This is a genomic window from Mesorhizobium sp. WSM4844, assembly GCF_055811775.1.
On record NZ_JBVVQB010000001.1, the window covers coordinates 200,955 to 215,440 of the forward strand.

At 63.1% G+C, this 14,486-nt stretch carries 15 protein-coding genes; 6 read left to right on the forward strand and 9 right to left on the reverse strand.

Features of this window, described 5'->3' with window-relative positions; genetic code table 11:
• Position 1 precedes the first annotated feature (1 nt).
• From AC0L2A_RS00920 to AC0L2A_RS00940, 5 genes are read left to right on the forward strand one after another with little or no spacing between them, the layout of a single operon-like run.
• Complete coding sequence (locus tag AC0L2A_RS00920; RefSeq protein ID WP_473607161.1) at positions 2–859, forward strand: IclR family transcriptional regulator; 858 nt, start codon at positions 2–4, stop codon at positions 857–859.
• On the forward strand, positions 856–1,032 hold the full coding sequence (locus tag AC0L2A_RS00925; RefSeq protein WP_473607162.1) for a hypothetical protein: 177 nt from the start codon (positions 856–858) through the stop codon (positions 1,030–1,032). Before AC0L2A_RS00920 ends, AC0L2A_RS00925 begins: the two co-directional genes overlap by 4 nt.
• On the forward strand, positions 1,032–2,657 hold the full coding sequence (locus AC0L2A_RS00930; protein WP_473607163.1) for an acyl-CoA synthetase: 1,626 nt from the start codon (positions 1,032–1,034) through the stop codon (positions 2,655–2,657). The genes AC0L2A_RS00925 and AC0L2A_RS00930 overlap by 1 nt, the downstream gene beginning before the upstream one ends.
• Before the next feature lie 10 nt (positions 2,658–2,667).
• A complete protein-coding gene (locus AC0L2A_RS00935; protein WP_473607164.1) occupies positions 2,668–3,426 on the forward strand; it encodes an SDR family NAD(P)-dependent oxidoreductase in 759 nt (252 codons plus the stop codon).
• A 10-nt stretch (positions 3,427–3,436) separates the two neighbouring features.
• Positions 3,437–4,291, forward strand: coding sequence for a PCC domain-containing protein (locus tag AC0L2A_RS00940; RefSeq protein ID WP_473607165.1), 855 nt, complete (start codon positions 3,437–3,439; stop codon positions 4,289–4,291).
• A 95-nt stretch (positions 4,292–4,386) separates the two neighbouring features.
• On the opposite strand, the gene AC0L2A_RS00945 is transcribed toward AC0L2A_RS00940, so the two are convergent.
• From AC0L2A_RS00945 to AC0L2A_RS00965, 5 genes are all read right to left on the reverse strand, one after another.
• Positions 4,387–5,370 (reverse strand): branched-chain amino acid ABC transporter permease, encoded by a 984-nt coding sequence (locus AC0L2A_RS00945; RefSeq protein ID WP_473607166.1) that lies wholly within the window; start codon positions 5,368–5,370, stop codon positions 4,387–4,389.
• Positions 5,370–6,257: a branched-chain amino acid ABC transporter permease gene (locus AC0L2A_RS00950; RefSeq protein WP_027156409.1), complete on the reverse strand. Its 888-nt coding sequence runs from the start codon at positions 6,255–6,257 to the stop codon at positions 5,370–5,372. Before AC0L2A_RS00950 ends, AC0L2A_RS00945 begins: the two co-directional genes overlap by 1 nt.
• Before the next feature lie 69 nt (positions 6,258–6,326).
• Positions 6,327–7,514 carry an ABC transporter substrate-binding protein gene (locus tag AC0L2A_RS00955; RefSeq protein ID WP_413468402.1) on the reverse strand — a complete coding sequence of 396 codons (1,188 nt, stop codon included), beginning with the start codon at positions 7,512–7,514 and terminating at the stop codon, positions 6,327–6,329.
• A gap of 53 nt (positions 7,515–7,567) precedes the next feature.
• Complete coding sequence (locus AC0L2A_RS00960) at positions 7,568–8,314, reverse strand: ABC transporter ATP-binding protein (protein WP_473607167.1); 747 nt, start codon at positions 8,312–8,314, stop codon at positions 7,568–7,570.
• Positions 8,307–9,062 (reverse strand): ABC transporter ATP-binding protein, encoded by a 756-nt coding sequence (locus tag AC0L2A_RS00965; protein WP_023799662.1) that lies wholly within the window; start codon positions 9,060–9,062, stop codon positions 8,307–8,309. Before AC0L2A_RS00965 ends, AC0L2A_RS00960 begins: the two co-directional genes overlap by 8 nt.
• A gap of 404 nt (positions 9,063–9,466) precedes the next feature.
• Here AC0L2A_RS00965 and AC0L2A_RS00970 point away from each other — a divergent pair, with 404 nt between their 5' ends.
• The gene (locus tag AC0L2A_RS00970; RefSeq protein ID WP_473607168.1) at positions 9,467–11,635 is read left to right on the forward strand and encodes an amylo-alpha-1,6-glucosidase; all 2,169 of its coding nucleotides are present in this window, start codon (positions 9,467–9,469) and stop codon (positions 11,633–11,635) included.
• 279 nt (positions 11,636–11,914) lie between these two features.
• On the opposite strand, the gene AC0L2A_RS00975 is transcribed toward AC0L2A_RS00970, so the two are convergent.
• The 4 genes from AC0L2A_RS00975 to AC0L2A_RS00990 are packed head-to-tail and all read right to left on the reverse strand — an operon-like array spanning position 11,915 to position 14,062.
• A complete protein-coding gene (locus tag AC0L2A_RS00975; protein ID WP_167366274.1) occupies positions 11,915–12,088 on the reverse strand; it encodes a hypothetical protein in 174 nt (57 codons plus the stop codon).
• A gap of 32 nt (positions 12,089–12,120) precedes the next feature.
• Positions 12,121–13,248 carry a WD40 repeat domain-containing protein gene (locus AC0L2A_RS00980; protein ID WP_473607169.1) on the reverse strand — a complete coding sequence of 376 codons (1,128 nt, stop codon included), beginning with the start codon at positions 13,246–13,248 and terminating at the stop codon, positions 12,121–12,123.
• A gap of 14 nt (positions 13,249–13,262) precedes the next feature.
• Positions 13,263–13,589: a hypothetical protein gene (locus tag AC0L2A_RS00985; RefSeq protein ID WP_473533805.1), complete on the reverse strand. Its 327-nt coding sequence runs from the start codon at positions 13,587–13,589 to the stop codon at positions 13,263–13,265.
• Positions 13,586–14,062 (reverse strand): hypothetical protein, encoded by a 477-nt coding sequence (locus tag AC0L2A_RS00990; protein WP_473607170.1) that lies wholly within the window; start codon positions 14,060–14,062, stop codon positions 13,586–13,588. The genes AC0L2A_RS00985 and AC0L2A_RS00990 overlap by 4 nt, the downstream gene beginning before the upstream one ends.
• Between the last annotated feature and the right edge of the window lie 424 nt (positions 14,063–14,486).

Here is a 14,486-nt window from a genome sequence, read left to right on the forward strand (position 1 = left end):
CATGGACATCGCACTGCCCCCAGAACGCGATCAGACCGGCTCGCAGAGCGTCGACCGGGCGCTCAGCCTTCTTTCGATGGTCGGCCGGCACGCCGACCGCGGCGTTTCGCTCTCCGATATCGTCGAGGAGAGTGGGCTGAACAAGCCGACAACGCGCCGCCTGCTGCTGGCGCTGATGCGCGCGGGAATGATCGAGCAGGACGAGACGACGCGGCGCTATTATCTCGGCGAGGAGGCCTACGTGCTGGGCAGCCTCGCCTCGCGACGTTTCGGCCTGCTTCAGGTCTCGATGGAAAGCCTGCTGCGCCTTTCCAGAAAGACCGAGGATGCCAGCTTCCTCTCAGTTCGCCGCGACACATACTCGGTCTGCCTCTATCGCGAGGAAGGCACATACCCGGTCAGGACTCACGCGCTGCAGGCCGGCTTCGAGCACCCACTGGGCGTTGGCGCCGGCTCGCTCGCCATGCTCGCTGCACTCCCCGACGAGGAAGTGGAAGCGGTGCTGGCGGCCAATGACGCGGTGCTCAAATCCGACTACCCAATGCTCCCGGTCGAGCAGATCCGGCGCGACGTCGAAACGACGCGCGCCAACGGCTATTCGCTCAATCCCGGCCGGATCGTCACCAATTCCTGGGGCGTCGGGGTTGTGCTTCGCAGCGCCGACGCGCGGCCAGTCGGCGCACTGTCGATCGCGGCGATCGACAGCCGGATGCAGCCGGCAAGACAGGTCGAGCTCGTCGGATATCTCATGCAGGAGGCAAGGCGCGTCGAGGAACGGCTTGCCCAGATGTTCGCCTCGCGCGCGCATGTGCGCGAGCACCCCACTTTAAAGCCGCGCACCAGGAGGTTGTCACAATGACGAAGGCTCACACCGACGGACGGGCGCATTCCGCGTTAGGAAAGTCGGAATTGGAAAACACCGGGCAGTTGATGGCGGCGGCAGCGGCGCCCACGCTTGCTCATGCCGGTGTCGAGCCCGGCGACGTCGCCGCCATCTTCGTCTACGTGTCGTCGCTGGAGCGCGCGAAGTGATGACCATGGCTGCAGGCGGCGTGACGCCTCCCTCCACGCGCGTCATGAACCTCTCGCATTTTTTGACCCAGGCGGCACGCCGCAACCCGCACGACATCGGCTTCGTCTGGCGCGAGCGGCAGTGGACATGGCGCGAGATGGAAGCGCGCGTCAACGCGATGGCCGCTGCACTCCGCGACGCGTTCGGCGTGACAAAGGGCGACCGTATCCTGATCCAGTCGGCCAATTGCAACCAGATGTTCGAATCAATGTTCGCCTGCTTCCGGCTCGGGGCCGTCTGGGTGCCGGCGAACTACCGCCAGTCGCCGGACGAAGTCGCCTACCTCGCCAAGGCGAGCGGCGCGCGTGGCCTGATCTGCGGCGCGGTCTTCCCGGCTCATGCTGCTGCCTGCCGGGAAACAGCCCCCGGGATCGACTTCGTCCTGTCGATCGGCGCGGCCGAATTCGGCGATGACTACGACGCCGTCGCCGCCCGTTTTGCCGGCCGGACCGTTGCCAGCGTCGCCGTCGATCGCGACGATCCCTGCTGGTTCTTCTTCACCTCCGGCACGACCGGCCGGCCAAAGGCCGCCGTGCTCACGCATGGCCAGATGGGCTTTGTCATCACCAATCATTTGTGCGACCTGATGCCCGCCACGACGCGCGACGACGCCTCGATCGTGGTGGCGCCGCTGTCGCATGGGGCCGGCATTCACCAACTCGTGCAGGTGGCGCACGGCGCCAAGTCTATCCTGCTGCCAACCGACAAGCTCGACGTGCCGACGGTCTGGGCGCTGGTCGAAGAATGGCGGGTGACCAACGCCTTCACCGTGCCGACCATCCTCAAGATGCTGGTCGAGGACGACAGCGTCGACCGGTTCGACCATTCCTCGTTGCGCTATGTCATTTATGCCGGTGCGCCGATGTACCGCGCCGACCAGAAGCGGGCGCTCGAGAAACTGGGGCCGGTTCTGGTCCAGTATTTTGGCCTGGGGGAAGTCACGGGCAATATCACTGTGCAGCCTCCTTCTGATCATTCCGTCGAGGATGGCCCGCAAGCGCGCATCGGAACCTGCGGTTTCGAGCGCACAGCCATGCAGGTCGAGATCCAGGACGACGCCGGCAATGCCGTCTCGCCCGGCGAAACCGGCGAAATCTGCGTGATCGGGCCGGCAGTCTTCGCCGGCTATTACGACAACCCGCAAGCCAACGCCGCAGCGTTCCGCAACGGCTGGTTCCGCACCGGCGATCTCGGCCACATGGCCGAGGACGGCTTCGTCTACATCACCGGCCGCTCGTCCGACATGTATATCTCAGGCGGCTCCAACATCTATCCGCGCGAGATCGAGGAGAAGATCCTGCTCCATCCCGACATCAGCGAAGCCGCCGTTCTCGGCATTTCCGATCCCGTCTGGGGCGAGGTCGGCGTCGCGGTTTGCGTCGCACGCGCCGGCGTTGTGCGCGAAACGATCGCGATCGAGCGCTGGCTGGAAGGCAAGCTCGCCCGCTACAAGATGCCCAAGCGCTTCGTGTGGTGGGAGACGATGCCCAAATCGGCCTATGGCAAGATCGCCAAGAAGTTAATTCGCGAAGAGCTGGAGCGCCGCGGCGAGTTGGGACCGTCCGAGCCGAAGCTCCCGGCATGAGGAGCAGGCGATGAACAGCAGCCACCAAAGCCGCGCCGTGGCGATCACCGGCGGCGCATCGGGCATCGGCCTTGAGACGGCGCGCCTGCTGACCGAGCGCGGCTTCGAGGTCTTCCTCCTCGACCTCGCCGCGCCAGCGCTGGGTTCGGCCTGCACGGATCTCGGCCTGCGCGAGGAACGCGGCATCGTCTGCAACGTGGTCGACGAAGCGGCTGTCGACGAGGCCATCGGCCGGATCACCGCCGCGCACAGCCTCGCCGCGGTCGTGAACTGCGCCGGCATAGCGATGGACCGGCCGTCGGTCGAGACCAGCGTCGAGGATTTCCGCCGCATTGTCGACGTGAACCTCACCGGAACGTTCATCGTCTCGCGGGCTGCGGCGCGCTACTGGCTTGAACGGAAGCTGCCGGGAGCGATTGTCAATATCACCTCTGTTTCTGGACTTTGCGGCAACAAGGGCCGCAGCGCCTACGGCGCATCGAAGGGCGGCCAGAATCTGCTCACGCTCGTCATGGCCAATGAGCTCGGCGTCGATGGCATCCGCGTCAACGCCGTCGCACCCGGGCCGATCGAAACGCCGCTGACGCAGGCCGTCCACACCGAGGACGTCCGCCGGCAGTGGTTGGATCGCGTGCCGCAGCGCCGCTACGGCACGCCGCGCGAGATCGCGGGAGCGGTGGCTTTCCTGATTTCAGACGAGGCCAGCTACATCAACGGCCAGATTCTCGCCGTCGATGGCGGCTTCATCCATGCCGGCCTTGTGGCCTGAGATGGCTCCGATGCGCAGCATCCGCCATCCCGGTCCGATCGCGTCGGAACGTTTCGCAGCGATGCCCTGCGCCGCAGAGCCGCTGACGCTGCGGCTTGAAGCCGGCAGCACGATCAATGACGCCGTGGCGCAGGCCCTCGCGGTCGCCGGGTTCAGCAGCGGATATATCCGCCTGCGCAACGCGCGGGTTGACCCAATGCGCTACGTCGTCCCCGCCGCCTCTCCCGATGGCACGCACGCCGCGTGGTACAGCGATACATTCGCACCGGAAGGCATAACGGTCATCGAGGATGCGGGCCTCGTCGCCGGCCGGCGCGACGAGCGGGCATTTTTTCATTGCCATGGCATCTGGCGCACCCCCGACGGCGTGCGCCGCATGGGCCATCTCCTGCCGCTCGACTCGCACCTGGCGGAGCCGGTTGAGGTCACCGCCTGGGGTATCGAGGGCGCGCTGTTCGACGTGCGCGACGACGCCGAGACGAATTTTCGCCTTTTCGCGCCGATCGGGGCTCCGCTCCTGGGTGAGCGCCGCGGCCGCCGCGCCGCCATCTGCACGGTAAGGCCCAACGAGGATATCGGCCAGGCGATCGAAGCCCTTTGCCGACGGCACGGCTTTGACCACGCCTCGATCCAGGGCATCGGCAGCCTGGTCGGCGCGGATTTCGACGACGGCTCGGCGGTCTCCTCCTATGCGACGGAAGTTCTCGTCACGAACGGCGCCGTGCGCTCCGGTCGTTGCACGCTCGACATCGCGCTGGTCGGCATGGACGGTGTGATATCAGCAGGTCGCCTTCGCCGCGACGCTAACCCCGTCTGCGTGACATTCGAACTGCTGGTTGTCGCATCCGATGAGAAATCTGCATAGTTGAGGATGCTGACCACGCTGTGTGCCGTGTCGCTGCGGCCCCACTTGGTCGACCGTGGATCAGGATCATCCGAAATTTAGGTTTCACGACCCGGTCAGAGCGGTTTTCGGATCCATTTTGCCACGACGCCAACGATGCCTTCCCGGAACGACAGCACCGCGACAACGAAGATGATGCCCTGGCCGATCGTGACCCAGTCGCCGAATGTCGCGAGGTAGTTCTGCATCGTGACGATGACTGCCGCGCCGACGATCGGTCCGAACACCGTGCCCATGCCGCCCAACAGCGTCATCAGCACGACTTCGCCGGACATCGTCCAGTAGACGTCGGTAAGCGACGCCAACTGGAACACGATGGCCTTGGTTGCGCCGGCGACGCCGGCGAGCGTGGCCGACAGCACGAATACGGCGAGCTTGTAGCGGTTGACCCGATAGCCCAGCGAGATCGCGCGCGGCTCGTTCTCGCGGATCGCCTTCAACACCTGGCCAAACGGCGAATGGATGATCCGATAGATCAGCAATATGCCGGCGAAGAAGATGGCGAGCACGAAGAAATAGAGAACTTCGCTCGAACGCAGGTCGATCAGCCCGAACAGATGGCCGCGCGGCACGGCCTGGATGCCGTCCTCGCCGCCGGTAAACGCCGCCTGCAGCGAGAAGAAATAGATCATCTGCGCAAAAGCCAGCGTCACCATGGCGAAATAGATGCCGTGGCGGCGAATGGCGAGGGAGCCGATGGCGAGACCGAGCACGGCTGCCACCAGCGTGCCCGCGATAATGGCAAGTTCAGGCGTCAGGCCCCACACCTTTGCCGCATGGGCCGAGACGTAGCTCGCCATGCCGAAATAGGCTGCGTGGCCGAAGGACAGGAGACCGCCAAAGCCGAGCAACAGGTTGAAGGCGCAGGCAAACAGCGCGAAGCACAGCACCTTCATGACAAAGATCGGATAGAGCAGAAATGGCGCGGCGATGAGGAAGACGAACAGCGCGGCGAAGATTGCAAGGTGATGACGGGGCATGCCCGCGGCGCCGACGGACGTTATGGCCGCCATAGCGATCGGGTTGGTGTCGGTTGTCATCACACACTCCGTCCAAACAGACCCGCGGGCTTGACCAGCAGCACGAGCGCCATGATGACAAAGATCACCACCGCCGAGCCTTCCGGATAGAATACGCGGGTCAAGCCCTCGATCAGCCCAAGCCCGAAGCCGGTGAGGATCGAGCCCAGTATCGAGCCCATGCCGCCGATGACGACGACGGCAAAGACGACAATGATCAGGTCTGCCCCCATGTTCGGATTGACAGCATATATCGGCGCGGCGAGCACGCCGGCGAAACCCGCGAGTGCGACGCCGAAACCATAGGTGAGTGTGACCAGCAGCGGCACGTTGATGCCGAACGCGCCGACCATGGTCGGGTTCTCGGTCGCAGCCCTGAGATAGGCGCCAAGCCGGGTCTTTTCGATGATGAACCAGGTCGCGAGGCACACGATGAGGGAAGCCACGATCACCCAGGCGCGCGAATTGGGCAGGTACATGAAGCCAAGATTGTACCCGCCGTTCAGAAGCGGCGGCGGCGGGTACGGCAAGCCGGATACGCCGAAAAACTGGCGGAAGAAGCCGACGATGATCAGTGCCAGGCCAAATGTGAGAAGCAGCCCGTAGAGATGGTCGAGGTGATAGAGCCGTCGGATCAGGACGCGCTCAAGCACGATGCCGGTGACGCCGACAATCGGCGGGACGATGAACACAGCCCACCAGTAACCGACGCCAAGATAGTTGAGCAGCATCCAGGCGCCGAAGGCGCCCAGCATGTACTGGGCGCCATGCGTGAAATTGATGATGTTCAGGAGACCGAAGATGACCGCCAGCCCGAGGCTCAGAACCGCATAGAAGGAGCCATTGATCAGCCCGAGCAGCAATTGCCCGAACAGGACCTGAGGCGGAATTCCAAGCAGTTCGAACATGGTCGCTCCAGCTGACTTATCGACAAAACGACGCGCCGAGCTGTTCGGCGCATCGTTGGCGAGGCTCGCTTACTTGACGAGCGAACAGCCGCCTTCGGCGAGCGGGCGGAACGCCTTGTCGGCCGGAATGGTGGCCACCGTCTCGAAATAGTCCCATGGAGCCTTCGATTGGTCCGGCTTCTTGACGCGGAACAGATACATGTCGTGCAGCTTGCGCCCGTCGGCGCGGATGGTGCCCTTGCCGAACAGCGGATCCTCGGTCGGCATTTCCTTCATTTTGGCCATCACCTTGGCCGCATCCTTGTCGCCGACGGCCTCGACGGCCTTAAGGTAATGCAGGACAGAAGCGTAGACTCCGGCCTCGATCATCGAAGGCTTTTGTCCGGCATTCCGCTCCTGGAAACGGGCAGAGAACTCCCGCGTTTGATCGTTCTTGTCCCAGTAGAACGCGCTGGTGAGCACGAGGCCTTGCGCCACTTCGAGGCCAAGCGCATGCACGTCGTTGATGAACATCAGCAGGGCGGCGAGCGCCTGGCCGCCCTGGGTGATGCCAAATTCCGACGCCTGCTTGACCGCGTTGATCGTGTCGCCGCCGGCATTGGCGAGGCCGACGACCTTGGCGCCCGACCCTTGCGCCTGCAGCAGGAAGGACGAAAAATCCTGGCCGGGGAAAGGATGACGGACGGCGCCGAGAACCTTGCCGCCCGATGCTTCGACGACCGCCGTCGTATCGCGCTCGAGCGCGTGGCCGAAGGCGTAGTCGGCTGTGACGAAGAACCAGCTATCGCCGCCCTGTGCGACCATGGCCGAGCCCGTGCCGTTGGCAAGCGCCCAGGTGTCGTAGGTCCAGTGGACGGTGTTGGGCGAACAGGCTTTGCCGGTGAGGTCGGACGAGGCCGGACCCGAGGCGAGGAAGATCTTGTTCTTCTCCTTGGTGATCTCGTTGACGGCGAGCGCCACCGACGAGGTTGGCACATCGGCGATTACATCGACATTTTCGGTGTCGTACCACTGGCGGGCGATGTTCGAGCCGACGTCCGGCTTGTTCTGGTGGTCGGCGGAGACGATCGACACATTGATGCCCTTGTCCGTCGCCTTGAAGTCTTCGACCGCCATCTGGGCCGCGATGACCGAGCCTTCGCCAGCGATGTCTGCATAGATGCCGGAACGGTCATTCAGAACGCCGATCTTGACATCTGTGGCATAGGCCGCGCCGGCCATCAGCAGGCTCGCCGTCGAAGCCAGGACAAATCCCATTTTTTTCATCGCTACTTCCCTCCGATTGCGGCGCAACGCGCCGTTGATGATGTCTAGACGCCGAGATAGGCGTGCAGCTTGTCGATGTTGGCGTCGAGTTCGTGGTTGGGGATGGTGTCGATCACGCGCCCCTGTTCCACCACGTAGTGACGGTCCGCGACCAACGCGGCGAAATGAAAATTCTGTTCGACGAGCACGATCGTGAATCCCTCGTCCTTGAGCCGGGCAATAGTGCGGCCGATCTGCTGCACGATGACCGGCGCAAGCCCTTCGGTCGGCTCGTCGAGCAGCAAGAGCTTGGCGCCCGTCCGCAAGATCCGGCCGATGGCGAGCATCTGCTGTTCGCCGCCCGAGAGCTTGGTGCCTTGGCTCGAAAGCCGTTCCTTCAGGTTCGGGAAGAGCTCGAAAATCTGCTCGACGGTGAGCCCACCGGGCCGCACCTGCGGCGGCAGCATCAAATTCTCCTCGACAGAGAGGCTGGAAAAGATCGCCCGTTCCTCGGGGCAGTAGGCGATGCCCATCTGTGCGATCAACCGCGACGGCAGCTTGATCGTTTCCCGACCTTCATAGGTGATCGAGCCCGAGCGCCTGGAAAGAATTCCCATGATCGCCTTCAGCGTCGTCGTCTTGCCGGCGCCATTGCGGCCGAGCAGCGTCACCACTTCACCTTCGCCAACCTCGAAACTGACGCCGTGAAGCACATGGCTCTCGCCGTACCAGCCCTGCAGGCCATCGACGCGAAGCAGGGGTCTCGTCGAGGGGCCAGCAGCCGGCCTGCTTGCAAGTTCAACCTCAGGCATGTCCGGCCCCGATATAGGCTTCGATAACGCGCGGATCCTTGGAAACCGCAGCATAGTCGCCTTCGGCGAGGACTTTGCCGCGAGCGAGCACAGTGATGCGGTTCGACAGCGAGGCGACGACCGACAGATTGTGCTCAACCATCAAAATGGTGCGGTTCTTGGAGATGCGCCGGATCAGCGCCGAGATGCGCTCGATGTCTTCCTGCGCCATGCCGGCCATGGGCTCGTCGAGAAGCAGCATTTCAGGGTTCAGCGCCAGCGTCGTCGCGATTTCAAGCGCGCGCTTGCGGCCGTAGGACAGATCGCTGGCGCGGATGTCTGAAAACGCGGTCAGGCCGACATCGGCGAGAAGCGCCGCACCCTCGCCATCGAACTTGGAGAGCACTTTTTCGGAGCGCCAGAAATCGAAACTGTCGCCGCGCCGGCGCTGCAGCGCGATGCGGACATTCTCGAGTGCCGTCATGTGCGGAAACACCGCCGATATCTGAAAGGAGCGCACAAGGCCCAGCCGCGCGATGTCGGCCGGCTGCATCCTGGTGATGTCGCGGCCTTGGTAGCGGATCGCGCCGCGCGTTGGCTGGAGGAATTTGGTCAGCAGGTTGAAGAGGGTCGTCTTGCCTGCGCCGTTGGGGCCGATCAGCGCGTGGACCGATCCTCGCTCCACCGTCAGGTTGACATTGTTGACAGCGACAAAGCCCCCAAATTCCTTAGTCAATCCCGCTGCTTCGAGGATCGCTCCGGAACTCATGCGCGAAAGCCTTCGCCCATCATCGGCGTGAAAACGTGGAAACGGCTGCGAGGCTGCCCGCCCCCAGGGTGACTTCCATGGTTCCTCCCGTGGCTTTCCCGCCCCGCAACAAACGACCTAATGCACATCGCGTCAAGGCGGCAATTTTTCAGATGCGTCGGTTCGACAAACTTTTGAAGAGCGGTTCACGGTCGAGCGCATGTGCAGCGATTGCTTGGCGATCTATCGTTCGCTCTCGGAGGGCATAACGAAAGCACTTGGCTCTCGAAACAGGCGCGCTAAAAACACCGCAATAATGACTATATCTAGCTAACGGAGCAGGGAGATGGCTCGGCTGCCTGGCGTTAGCCGGCAGGGATCAGCGCCTGAGCCACTTGGCCGCTTCTGAACAGGAGAGGTTGACCATGACCAGTCAACTGGAAGACCGCAAGCTTGATCCAGCCGTGGCGCTCCCGGCGATCGACGAGATGGCGCCGCGCGAGCCGCATCGGCAATTTGCGCTGAAGCACGAGGACTGCTTCGTCGTCTCAGACAGCTACGGCGACATACGCGGCACCGGCGACGGGCTCTTCCGCGACGACACGCGTGTGCTGTCGCGCTTCCGTCTGTTCATTGGCGGCCGGATGCCGTCGCTGCTCGGCGCCTCGCTGTCGCAAGACAACATCCTGTTTACCGCCAATCTCACCAATCTGGCCACTATCGGGCCGAATGGCAGCGAAGCGTTGCCGGGCGTCGTCCACATCGACCGGACGCGGTTCATCTGGCAGGACCGCATGTTCGAACGCATCACCTTCACCAACTACTCCGCGCGCGAGGTGGTCCTGCCGGTTCGGCTCGACTTCGACGCCGATTTCCGTGACATGTTCGAGGTGCGCGGCACCACACGCAGCCGCCGCGGTCGCGCCCATGACGCGCTGGTCGGCGCGGCGAGCGTCACCTTCCGGTATGAAGGCCTCGACAATGTGGCCCGTCAATCGGTCATCGCATTCTCGTTCAAGCCCGATCAACTGCATCCCAACCACGCCGATTTCCTCATTCGCGTGGCAAGGCGTGACAGCAGGGCACTGTACCTGGAGGTCGGTCACAGCGAAGCTGTCCCCTCCAGTGATCGCTTCCGCGCGGCCGCCGCGCGCGCCCGCTTTGCCATGCGCTCAAAGCGCCGGCAGGGCGCCACCGTGTTCAGCTCTGGCCGCGTGTTCAATGACTGGCTGACACGCACGCGCGCCGACATCGCGCTGCTGACGACGGATCTGGAGACGGGGCCATACCCCTATGCCGGCATCCCGTGGTTTTCGACGGCTTTCGGCCGCGATGGCGTCATTTCCGCCTTGCAGATGCTCTGGCTCAATCCCGAGCTTGCCCGTGGGGTACTGGCCTATCTTGCCCACTATCAGTCGACCGACACCTCTGTGTTCGATGATGCCGAACCTGGCAAGATCATGCATGAGACCCGCAAGGGAGAAATGGCGGTGCTGCGTGAGCTACCGTTCGGCCGCTACTATGGCGGCGTCGACACCACGCCACTCTATGTCTACCTGGCTTCGTCCTACGCCGAACGCACAGGAGACGAGGCGTTTGTCGATCGCATGTGGGACTCGCTGGGCGCTGCCACCGCGTGGATGGAAGAGGTCGGAGCCCGCAATGGGGAAGGCTTTGTCACCTACAACAGGGCGGCCGACACGGGTCTGTTCAACCAAGGCTGGAAGGACAGTTCCGATGCCGTCTTCCATGCCGACGGCACCATCCCCAAAGGGCCGATCGCATTGGTCGAGGTGCAAGGTTATGCCTTCGCCGCATATCGAGGGATGGCGGCGCTAGCCGTCAGGCGCGGCGACGACGCCAAGGCGGCGCACTGGAGCGCCCTGGCAGAGAGGATCCGTCAGGCGGTCGAGACGCATTTCTGGATGCCGGACCGCGATTTCTATGCTTTGGCGATCGACGGGGAAGGCAAGCAATGCGCGGTCCGCACGTCCAACGCCGGTCACCTGCTTTATGTCGGGCTGCCGTCGGCGGAACGGGCGCAGGCACTTGCCAGCCAGTTGCTCTCTGCTCATCTTCATAGTGGCTGGGGCGTTCGCACACTGGCCGACGACGAGATCCCGTTCAACCCGATGTCATATCATAATGGCTCGATCTGGCCGCACGACACCGCGCTCTGCGCCTCCGGGCTCGCCCGCTATCACGAACGCGACAGCGTCGTGAAGCTGATGAGCGGTATGTTCGAGGCGGCGGTCCGTTTCAACATGCGGCTGCCAGAGCTGTTCTGCGGCTTTACGCGTGCGGCCAGCGATTCACCGGTGGCCTACCCGGTCGCCTGCCTGCCGCAAGCCTGGTCGGCTGGCTCCGCTTTCATGATGCTGCAGGCCTGTCTCGGCATCCGGGTTGACGGCTGGAAGCGCGAGATCACCGTCGAACGCCCGCGGCTGCCGATCGGCATCGACAACATCGTTATCCGCCACCTGGCCATCGGCGAGGCGAAAGTCGATCTCATCTTCGAGCGCATTGGCGACCGTGTTGCGTGTTATCTCGACCACCGCCATGAGGGTCTGGTGCCTCTGGTGGTGCGCTCATAACGCAGGCCGGCTCCCCATGCGCTCCGTGATGGACACTGCCATCAATGACTACGGCGCAACTGAAACCTGCGCCGATCGCCAGCGCACCGACTGTAGGGTGGTACCTGCGGCATCTGCGAGCGCTGGATTGAGTTGCGCCTGGGTGAGCCCTCGAACAGGGTAAGTCGCAATCTGAAGGAATGGCATACACAGCCAGCCCAGCGCAAAACCTGTACGGCGAATCCGCCTGAAAGCTCCTTCGGAGCTTTGGCTTTTCGAGCGCATTGATTGGTCGTGAGTTTAGTTGGTCTTCAACTGGCCGACGCGGTTTTCGGCAATCCAGCGGGCGGCAAGCACCAATGCGCCCATACTGAAATCCTTGCCGTGTTTGGCCACCATTTCTTCCGACAGCTTGGCGAGCCGTTCGAAAAACTCGTCCTTGCTCTCGTCCTCGGGGGTGGGTTCGGTTTGCATTTTGTGCTCCTTTTGCATGCGGCCTGCCTTTGCTATTTGAACATCTGTGCGGGAAAGGTGACGATCGCGGCGGTGCCGTCGGCTGAGCCCACTGCCAGGTGGCGTCCGTCGCCGGACCAGGCAAGCGCGGTTACCGCGCTGCCCAGCGGCCTGACGAGGAGTTCGTCTCGCGCGCCGATCTGGGCGATGGTGATCCGGCCGTTGGCATAGCCGGCCGCAATCAGTTTTTTCTCCGGGTGCGCAGCCACTGTCTCGACCGGAACCAGCCCGGCTCGGCCAGTCTCCAGCGCGCCCGAGGTGTCGCCGTCAAGTGGCGGAGCGGTCATCGACCAGCCGGCGATCCGGAAGGCGCCCGACGCAAACAGCGCATGCTCCGGCCGGCTCCAGCACAGTGTCCTGACCGGCGATGGAAACCCCTCGACGATGCCGTAGCGATCATCGGTCATGCTGACCAGGGCAAAGCCGCCTGTTTCGAGCCGACAGGCCAGCCATGTGCCATCGCCACTCCAGCGAATCGACACCGGGCGCGCCGAAAAAGACACCTCGCGTATCGGGGTAGCGTCGCCGTCGACCGCCCAGATCGACAATCCGTCGCCTAGGCCATGGGCGAGGCGCCTTCCGCCTGGCGAAAAGGCAAGCGCACCCGTGGACGGTGTCGCATCGTGTCGCAGTCGTACTGCATCGCCTTGGCCGCGTGCCAGGAAGACATCCTGGCCGTTGCTGACGGCTGTGATGGCCGTCCGGGGGTTGTGGTCGACGGCGACGACCGGCCCGTCGATCTTGACCAGCGTGTCCATCACATTGCCGTCCGCGGCCAGATGCACCGCTTCGCCAGCCGCCGTTCCAACGAGGAAGCCGAAGGAAAAATAGCTGGCGAGCGGGACGTCTCCATCCCCCAATGCAGCGGTGGCGATCAATGGTGCCGGTGGCTTCTCCCGCGGGCGGATCGTCGTCTGGCCGAGATCGCCGCTCACCCTGATCCGCGATTCCGGCGGCTCCTGGTCCGCGACTGCGGCTATGGCGACCGTTCCGTCGACGCTGGTGTATGCGACAGCCGAGCCATCGGCGCTGAAGCGCAGGTCGGCGATCGCCGACGGGCGACGCCAGCTTCGCGCCAGCAGGTCGAACAAGGTCAGGTTCTGTATCGCGTGCTGGTTCATGACCATTCCCTTCGTCAGTTACCCACCGTCGCCGCGAGGCTGCGGTCGACGTCCTCGACGTCGGCTTCCGCGGCGGCGATGCATTGCTCGCACCTCGCGCCTTCCTGCATGACCGCCGCGGCTCTCTCCTCCGCCTCATGCAAATCCTGCACCAGTTGCGCGCTGGCGCCGCTCCTGCCGATTTCGAGTTCCAGGCGCAGCACATCCATCTCGATACCGGCGCGTATCTGATTGAGCCGCAGCGCCTCGGCAGTCAGCGCGGAGACGTTGGCGACAAGATCGAGCCGGCGGGCGAGCAACATGTCACGCCTGGTAGTTTGCCCCATCGGATCCTCCATCATTTTTCGGTCCCAGCCGTCGGTCCGGGTAGTTTTTCGAAAGCCGACAGCAATTTGGGCAATGTGCCGGCCTGCGACTGGAACTGTTTTTCGGCCGTTTCGATGTGGCTCTTGAGCTGATCCCAGATGTCGACGCGGATCATCGATGTCGTATCGCCGGTAAGGCGCTCGATCTCCTCGACGCGGAACTGCCGCGACAGCGAAACGCCGGAAAACACGAAGTCGCGCAACAGGATCGCATGGTTCTCGATGAACAGATGGATCATCGGATGCGTTTCCGTGGTGACGCCGCCGGCGGCAAGCTCGGCCCGGATGAAGTCCTGGAAGTGGCTCTGGAGGCGATGTTGGCTCTCGCCCATGAAGCGCATGACAAAGACCAGGTCACTGGGCATCAGCCTGACAAGATCGCCTGTGACGCCGTCAGCCTGGCTGGACATTGGCTCGGGCTGCCTCCGGCTGTCTTTGTCGTTCGCCACGGTTTTTCTCCAGTGCGAGGCCCGTCAGTGAGCCATCGCCCTCAAATAGTAGAGAAAGGAGAAGAATAAAATAGATGATGCGTGTTTTTCAAATTTGCTGCGAATGCTAACTTGATATATCGCAATTGCGAATAGATATTAAATATTACATGCGTACGTTACAACTGTAAAAGAACGTTACAGTTGCCGTTCCTCTTCATGTGCCGAAAGGGCGGCGATTTGTTTTTAGCGTCAGGCACGGGCGCCATTTTCAAATTGGCACGGCGCTTGCTTTATACATTTCCATAAGAAGCCCATCGCGCTTTTGACGCGGTGCCAAAAGAACGAAGGAACGGAGGAAGCAGGTCACGTCGCTTCGATACGCCCATCGCATATGCGGTTGGCGCCGCGGTCCCTGCCAGACGCCTCGAGAACCTTTGCCACG

Coding starts and splice junctions, on each gene's coding strand:
- AC0L2A_RS00920 (WP_473607161.1), top strand. CDS start 2: ATGGACATCGCACTGCCCCCAGAACGCGATCAGACCGGCTCGCAGAGC.
- AC0L2A_RS00925 (WP_473607162.1), top strand. CDS start 856: ATGACGAAGGCTCACACCGACGGACGGGCGCATTCCGCGTTAGGAAAG.
- AC0L2A_RS00930 (WP_473607163.1), top strand. CDS start 1,032: ATGACCATGGCTGCAGGCGGCGTGACGCCTCCCTCCACGCGCGTCATG.
- AC0L2A_RS00935 (WP_473607164.1), top strand. CDS start 2,668: ATGAACAGCAGCCACCAAAGCCGCGCCGTGGCGATCACCGGCGGCGCA.
- AC0L2A_RS00940 (WP_473607165.1), top strand. CDS start 3,437: ATGCGCAGCATCCGCCATCCCGGTCCGATCGCGTCGGAACGTTTCGCA.
- AC0L2A_RS00945 (WP_473607166.1), bottom strand. CDS start 5,370: ATGACAACCGACACCAACCCGATCGCTATGGCGGCCATAACGTCCGTC.
- AC0L2A_RS00950 (WP_027156409.1), bottom strand. CDS start 6,257: ATGTTCGAACTGCTTGGAATTCCGCCTCAGGTCCTGTTCGGGCAATTG.
- AC0L2A_RS00955 (WP_413468402.1), bottom strand. CDS start 7,514: ATGGGATTTGTCCTGGCTTCGACGGCGAGCCTGCTGATGGCCGGCGCG.
- AC0L2A_RS00960 (WP_473607167.1), bottom strand. CDS start 8,314: ATGCCTGAGGTTGAACTTGCAAGCAGGCCGGCTGCTGGCCCCTCGACG.
- AC0L2A_RS00965 (WP_023799662.1), bottom strand. CDS start 9,062: ATGAGTTCCGGAGCGATCCTCGAAGCAGCGGGATTGACTAAGGAATTT.
- AC0L2A_RS00970 (WP_473607168.1), top strand. CDS start 9,467: ATGACCAGTCAACTGGAAGACCGCAAGCTTGATCCAGCCGTGGCGCTC.
- AC0L2A_RS00975 (WP_167366274.1), bottom strand. CDS start 12,088: ATGCAAACCGAACCCACCCCCGAGGACGAGAGCAAGGACGAGTTTTTC.
- AC0L2A_RS00980 (WP_473607169.1), bottom strand. CDS start 13,248: ATGAACCAGCACGCGATACAGAACCTGACCTTGTTCGACCTGCTGGCG.
- AC0L2A_RS00985 (WP_473533805.1), bottom strand. CDS start 13,589: ATGATGGAGGATCCGATGGGGCAAACTACCAGGCGTGACATGTTGCTC.